This is a genomic window from Thermodesulfobacteriota bacterium, from assembly GCA_039028315.1.
In the GTDB taxonomy this organism is placed as follows: domain Bacteria; phylum Desulfobacterota_D; class UBA1144; order Nemesobacterales; family UBA2774; genus CR02bin9.
Genome location: JBCCIH010000143.1, coordinates 1 through 6,557, shown reverse-complemented (window position 1 = coordinate 6,557; position 6,557 = coordinate 1). Strand labels below are relative to the sequence as shown.

Here is a 6,557-nt window from a genome sequence, read left to right as displayed (position 1 = left end):
TTTAGCTTACTGCTTAGCCTAAATATGGTTCTACCAAGATCAAGATTTCTTAAGTTCTGGTGACAATAGGTTATCTGAGCTCCGATCAAGAATATGAGCCAGTTTATGTATACCCAGAGCATAAAGAGTATTAATACAGCTAGGCTTGAATAAATAGATGCGTATTTTGTAGATTTTGCCACTGTAAATGCAAATACCCACGACGTTGTCTGCCAGGCAATTGCTGCAATAAGTCCGCCAATGAATGCAGATTTGATACTAACTTTAGTGTTCGGCAGGATCACATATATAAATGTGAAAACTAAAAATACCATCAGATACGGAGCAAATTTAGCCGCCATTAGCACCAGCGTTCCCAATGGCTCTATGTCTAGTACCTTCTGAACTACTGTGTTGCTCTCAAATGAAGTCGTTAGAGCAATTGCAGAGAAAATTAGCACAGGGCCAAGGAGTAAAATCGTTATATAATCGCTGAATCTTCTAAATATTCCTCGTCCTCTTCTAACATTCCAAATATGGTTAATCGAGTCTTCGATCTTCATGATTAGAGAAACAGATGTGTATATAAGAAGAAGTAATCCTACTACTCCAAGAACCCCGAAGTTTATGTTGTCAATGAAACCTATTATTTGGCTTGTTATTTCAGGTCCTTTATCTCCTAGGGGCTCTAAAAAATTGGCTAAAAACGGCTCTACTTGGTTTTCTACGACACCAAAGGCCTTTAAAATTGAGAAGCTAAAGGCTAAAAGCGGTACAATAGAAAGAAGTGTGGAATAAACTAGTCCCATTGATCTTAGTCCTAGCTCGTTCTCTGTATAGCCTTTTATTGTTGCATAGACAAGTTTCACTACATAAACAAGTGCAGCCCTAGTTCTATTTAGCGTAGAGGTGTCTAAGTGCCAAATATCTTTTGTGAGGAAATCACTTACTTTCTTTATTAGTTCTGCCATTTTACGCGCACTTTATAATGTATTGCTTTATAGCTATCTTGCATACTTTAATTCAGATAATTTTCATAGTCAAATGACACATTCTCTAATATTGAGCACAAATGGAGATAATGTTTAGTCTAGGTCAAAACAGATTTTCTGAAATTTACAAAGCTCACAGGTCTTAGTGTCCTGTGTTCTGGGGAAATCTAGCATTATTGCCTCATTTTCCTGGGGGTTGTTAAGATTCCTCTTCATGTTATCTATGCTTTCGCTAATATACTCTCTGGCATAGTTTATTTGATCTTCATCAAAGGTGTGAATTTTTGTGTAATCTTCAAAGAGGTTAAGCTCGGTAACACTTATTTTATTGAGGTCAAAATCCAATTCTTCATGTGCATATAAGGCATAGACAAGAAACTGAAGTTGATCAGCTTCACCAGAGCCTGTTTTCCAATCATAAATCTTAATTTCATCATCTATGCTATAGGCTAAATCAAGCTTCACATAGTAGAGCTCGGAGTTAAATGAGAAATATGAGCCTGTCATGCTCTCAATTGAGCAAACTACCTCTTTTGGAAGATTAGAAACCTCTTGGGGTACTGATGATTTATAGAAATTCTCTAGGCACAAAATTACTTCATCATAAGTTCTCTTCCATATCTCATCCGGCGTCTCTGGCCTATATTCATGCTCATAAAGTGCCGGTTCAAAGCGAAGGCTGCCGCTTTTGTTCCAGTATTTCTTGTCTCGTGATGACCTAAAACCATCTCTTAAGATCTTAGTTACCCTGTCTATAGATCTCTCAAGCGGCGTTAGATTACCGGTGCTTACAAGCTCTTTTAATATTCGCTCTATCTCATCATGCACTGCGCTTCCCTTCCATTGCCAGCGGTTTTGAAGGTTCTTAAGCACATACAGTGTTCTGGTGAGTGAGTCAGCACGTTCGATATCCCAGCCGCCCCATGAGCCGTAGTAATTATAATAGTACTCGCGCCTGCACTCTTGAAAGAGATTATCCCGCGAGTAGGACCAGCTAAATTCGTTTTTAAAGTCTGCCATATTATTAATCAGCTAACTAAACTTATATTCCATAGTCAAATAAGTGTTGTCGGAAATCTCTGAATCTTTATTCAATCCTTCATAGATTTTAAAACCAAATCTATTGTATAACGAGAGGGCAGGATTATTTTCTTGATCTACATCAAGTACTACTCTCTTACAGCCAATGTTCTTTGCGTTCTCAATTGCGAATCTTAGTAAAGAGCTTCCATAACCTTGGTTTCTGTGTTGTTTATCAACCACTATAACACTTACATAGTAGTCATTTTCGCTTAAATGGGGAGTATAAAGAGTATCAAAAAGCTGAGAGCTGAGAATTAGGTAGTTTAATATTTGATTGAGCTTAAGCTTTATCAATAAAGCAAATAGAGTCTTTGTTTTACTATATGATTTCCCGGTATATCCGATGACAAGGCCAATAAGATTATTTTCACTAAGGCCCAGATAGATATTCTCATGGCCTAAAAAGTTATTGCCAGCTTGAATTAAGTCTTTAATTATGTGTATTGAATTTTCATTAAACGGCGCACTCTGGCCGCTGTCCTGATATGCCTTAATAATAAGATCCGAAATATGATTTAGATCGTCTTTTTTCAGGTCTAATTTCTTAATTTCCATATATTATTGTAAAAACTAGTTCCTGCTCATTTTAGTCTAGGTTATAATATTTCCAATTAACAATCAAAGAAGGTAACAAATGGCCAATATAGTAGTACAGTTTGTTAACGAAAATGATGCGGCTTATAATTTTAGAGTTGATGTCTCAGAAGGGGATTCTAAGACGAGTCATAGGGTAGAGTTGGTAAAAGAGCACTACCTAAACCTAACTGATGGAAAAGTTGCCCCTGAAGAGCTTATTCAATGCTCTTTTGAATTTCTTCTCGAACGAGAGCCCAAAGAATCAATACTAAGCAGTTTTAACGTATCTGTAATTTCGCGTTATTTCCCGGAATATGAAAGGGAAATTATAAATTACTTCTAATTCTTTTATATTTATAGCATAGATAAGGGGATATATATGAAAAAATTCTTCTACATAGTTCTTTTAGTCTTAGTTGTTGCTGTTCTGTTCTTTATCTATCCAGAGATCGAGCTCTCATCTCCTGATGTTAATGTAAAGCTCAATTCAGAATATATAGGAGCAGGGCCGTTTGATATTGAAATTAGTGAAAAAGGAAAAGGCCTTAAAAACGTAAGAGTTCTATTGCTTGGCGATCATGGTGAGTCGATTGTTTTCAATAAGGACTATCCCCCGGGTGTTATGGCGGATAAGATCTCCGTAAAGCTTGATCCTAAAAAACTTGGTATCAGTGAAGGGCCGGCGCAGCTAACAGTAAAAGCTGAAGATAGATCGAAGATTAAACTATTTTCAGGCAATGAAACTAAGGTAACTAAAGATGTGACCTTAGACCTTATCCCACCAAAGTTAGATGTTATTAGTACTGATCAATACCTAAACCATGGCGGTTCAGGTTTTGTTGTATACCGCGCCTCGCCCGATACAACTCAAAGCGGCGTCATAGTAGGAGAGTACTTTTTCCCAGGCTACAATGCCAATTTCAAAGACGAGAATGTGCACATGGCATTCTTTGCTTATCCATACAACTTAGAGCGAGGTGAGAAAATACAAGTTGTAGCAAGGGACCAGGCTGGTAACGAAAAAATTTCAGGCCTAAGGTATATATTAAGAGATGTTAGCTACCGTAAGAGCGACATAAATATAAGCAAGAATTTTGTTGAGAATATAATGATCCCGATTATGGATCAAGACAGCTCAGATATGAAACATGTGGAAATATTTCTAAAAGTTAATAAAGAGCTCAGAAAGAGAAATAATGATACAATTGAAGAGGTAGCCACTAATTCACATCCTGAGATTATGTGGGACGGGGTCTTTAGCCAGCTCTCTAATTCAAAGGTTGAAGCTAACTTTGCGGATGAGAGAACTTATATACTAAATGATGAGCCAATAGATAAGCAGTATCACCTTGGATATGATCTCGCGGTTACAAAGCGCTACCCAATTGAGGCCGCTAACAATGGCATAGTGGTCTATGCGGATAGTCTGGGAATATATGGCAATACCGTTATGATAGATCACGGTATGGGGCTTTTAACTCTATACTCGCATATGAGCACAATTGATGTGAAAGTTGGAGATAAACTCAACAAAGACGACATTATTGGAAGAACCGGAGAGACCGGTCTTGCGGCAGGAGATCACCTTCATTACGGTATATATATAAATGGGGTAGCGGTCAGACCTATAGAGTGGTGGGACAAAAAGTGGATTGATGACAACGTGATGAAGAAAATGGCTCAGGCCTCAGGTGAGATTGATTCTAATGAAAACTCCAATGATTCTCAATGACTGTAAATAATTATAAACTGCTAATACCGGAATATTGATTTGATTATATATGGAAAAAACCCTGTCCTAGAGCTCCTTTCTAATCCCTCTTCTCAGATTGAGGAGATATTTTATTCTGGTGATGATAGAAAGGGAAGTTCGGCTGATATCTTGAAGTCAGCTAAGCAAAGAGGAGTGAAAACAACAAATCTATCCAAAGAAGAACTCTCCAACCTGTGTGACTCTACTTCTCATCAAGGTATTGCGGCAAAAGTCAAAGATTTTAAGTACGCAGATTTAACCGGCATTATTTCAAGCACTGAAGATTCATCAGAGCCTCTATTAATTGTTATTCTGGATCACCTTGAAGACCCCCAAAACCTTGGCGCTATTATAAGGACCGCTGATGTTCTCGGCGCTCATGGAGTAGTGATCCCAAAGGATAGATCTGCATCTGTTACACCCGCGGTTGTAAAAGCTTCAGCTGGCGCAGTCAGCCATCTTCCCATCTCAAGGGTGGTCAACTTGGGAACAGTTATAAGAGATCTTAAGAAAAAAGGCGTATGGATAGTCGGCGCTGATTCATCATCTTCTAAGCATGTGGATGATGAAGATTTGGCAAATTTAGATGTAGCATTGGTAATCGGAAACGAGGGTAGGGGGCTTACCCATAAAATTAAGGGTGAGTGCGATTTTCTGGTCAAAATTCCTCAAAGCGGCAAAGTCTCTTCTCTCAACGCGTCAGTTGCGGCTGGGATTTTGATGTATGAGATAATAAGGCAGCGCACACAATAGTTTAGCTTTTCCGGACCTAATCCGAATTGACTAAATTCTGAAACTCTTCTTCCGTTAGAATTTCTATTCCAAGTGACTGGGCTTTATCATACTTAGATCCGGGGTCTTCACCTACAACAACATAGCTAGTTTTCTTAGTCACTGATGATGTTGGTCGCCCTCCGTTATTCTTTACGAGTTCACTTGCCTCATCTCTGGTCATATTCTGAAGCGCCCCAGTAAACACAAAACTTTGTCCTGCAAATTTGTCACTGACCAATGTTTTTTCCGCATGAACTATCTCAATGCCCGAGTTCAAAAGTTTAGAAACAAGCTCTGTATTAGCTTTTTGCTCGAAAAAGTGCACTATACTTTTTGCAATCTCATCACCAACCGTATGTATATTTACAAGAGCCTCTTCTGAAGCGTTCATAAGGTCATCTATGCTGGAAAAATTTTCGGCCAACACTTGCGCCATGCGCTCGCCAACATGCCTTATACTAAGTGAATTAATAAAGCGCTCAAAAGAGACCTTCTTACTCTTTTCAATCTCATCTTCTAAGTTAGAGGCGGATTTCTCCGCAAATCTCTCAAGGGGCACAAAGTCCGTTTTTTTCAAATAGAAAATATCGGCAAGATCTTTAACTAATCCTTCCTCCATGAGCTGCTCAACAATCTTCTCGCCAAGCCCCTCAATATCAAAAGCTCTTCTGGATGCTAGGTGTCTGATTCGACCCTTAAGCTGAGCAGGACAAGAGAGGTTCGGGCAATAGTAATAAGCTCCCTCTTTCTCAACCAATGTATTGCAGGATGGACAATTGGCAGGCATATAAAATTCTATTTCGTTCCCCGAGCGTTTATCTAAGATCGGCATTACAACTTCTGGTATCACATCACCGGCCCTTTGAATTAGAACTGTATCCCCAATCCTTATGTCGCGGTCTTTAATAATGTCATCGGTATGAAGAGATGCTCTTTTAATTGTGATCCCAGAAATCTTTACTGGCTCAAGCTCTGCTACAGGGGTAAGTAGGCCAACCCTTCCAACCTGAACGGTTATGTCGTTTATCTTGGTTGTGGCTTGCCGGGGTTTAAATTTGTATGCGATATTCCAGCGTGGATGCTTAGCTGTTGCGCCTAACTCTCTTTGATAGTCTTTACGGTTTACCTTTAGAACAATACCATCTGCCTCATAAGGGAGATTGTCTCTGGCAGACTCAACTTCTTTTTGATATGAAATTGCTTCATCAATATTTGCACATTTCATTATATGGTCTTCAACTTTAAATCCCCACTCTCTGAGCGCTTCTACTATCTCTTGTTCAAAGTTAATCTCAAATCCTTGCACATCTCCTACTCCCCAAGCATAAAAATCTAGTGGCCTGCCTGCTGTAATTGATGAGTCGAGCTGTCTTATTGCGCCAGAGGCTGCGTTTCTTGGG

At 39.0% G+C, this 6,557-nt stretch carries 7 protein-coding genes; 3 read left to right on the top strand and 4 right to left on the bottom strand.

Annotation, left to right across the window (positions count from 1 at the left end; genetic code table 11):
• From AAF462_09035 to AAF462_09025, 3 genes are all read right to left on the bottom strand, one after another.
• Positions 1-950, bottom strand: a 950-nt coding sequence (locus AAF462_09035) for a YihY/virulence factor BrkB family protein (protein MEM7009261.1), incomplete at its 3' end; no start/stop codon positions are given.
• Positions 951-1,064: 114 nt separating this feature from the next.
• Positions 1,065-1,991, bottom strand: a complete 927-nt coding sequence (locus AAF462_09030) for a PD-(D/E)XK nuclease family protein (protein ID MEM7009260.1) — start codon at positions 1,989-1,991, stop codon at positions 1,065-1,067.
• A 12-nt stretch (positions 1,992-2,003) separates the two neighbouring features.
• Positions 2,004-2,609: a GNAT family N-acetyltransferase gene (locus AAF462_09025; GenBank protein ID MEM7009259.1), complete on the bottom strand. Its 606-nt coding sequence runs from the start codon at positions 2,607-2,609 to the stop codon at positions 2,004-2,006.
• Between the two features lie 79 nt (positions 2,610-2,688).
• On the opposite strand from AAF462_09025, the gene AAF462_09020 reads away from it, so the two are divergent.
• From AAF462_09020 to rlmB, 3 genes are read left to right on the top strand one after another with little or no spacing between them, the layout of a single operon-like run.
• Positions 2,689-2,973 carry a hypothetical protein gene (locus AAF462_09020; GenBank protein ID MEM7009258.1) on the top strand — a complete coding sequence of 95 codons (285 nt, stop codon included), beginning with the start codon at positions 2,689-2,691 and terminating at the stop codon, positions 2,971-2,973.
• A gap of 36 nt (positions 2,974-3,009) precedes the next feature.
• The gene (locus AAF462_09015; GenBank protein ID MEM7009257.1) at positions 3,010-4,362 is read left to right on the top strand and encodes a M23 family metallopeptidase; all 1,353 of its coding nucleotides are present in this window, start codon (positions 3,010-3,012) and stop codon (positions 4,360-4,362) included.
• Between the two features lie 39 nt (positions 4,363-4,401).
• On the top strand, positions 4,402-5,136 hold the full coding sequence (gene rlmB / locus AAF462_09010; protein MEM7009256.1) for a 23S rRNA (guanosine(2251)-2'-O)-methyltransferase RlmB: 735 nt from the start codon (positions 4,402-4,404) through the stop codon (positions 5,134-5,136).
• Positions 5,137-5,152: 16 nt separating this feature from the next.
• Here rlmB and ligA read toward each other — a convergent pair.
• Positions 5,153-6,557 (bottom strand): NAD-dependent DNA ligase LigA (gene ligA, locus AAF462_09005; GenBank protein ID MEM7009255.1); only part of this gene is annotated, 1,405 nt, incomplete at its 5' end.

Bases quoted from the DNA above. Each gene is read 5' to 3' on its own strand.
- AAF462_09030 (MEM7009260.1), bottom strand. From the start codon at position 1,991: ATGGCAGACTTTAAAAACGAATTTAGCTGGTCCTACTCGCGGGATAAT.
- AAF462_09025 (MEM7009259.1), bottom strand. From the start codon at position 2,609: ATGGAAATTAAGAAATTAGACCTGAAAAAAGACGATCTAAATCATATT.
- AAF462_09020 (MEM7009258.1), top strand. From the start codon at position 2,689: ATGGCCAATATAGTAGTACAGTTTGTTAACGAAAATGATGCGGCTTAT.
- AAF462_09015 (MEM7009257.1), top strand. From the start codon at position 3,010: ATGAAAAAATTCTTCTACATAGTTCTTTTAGTCTTAGTTGTTGCTGTT.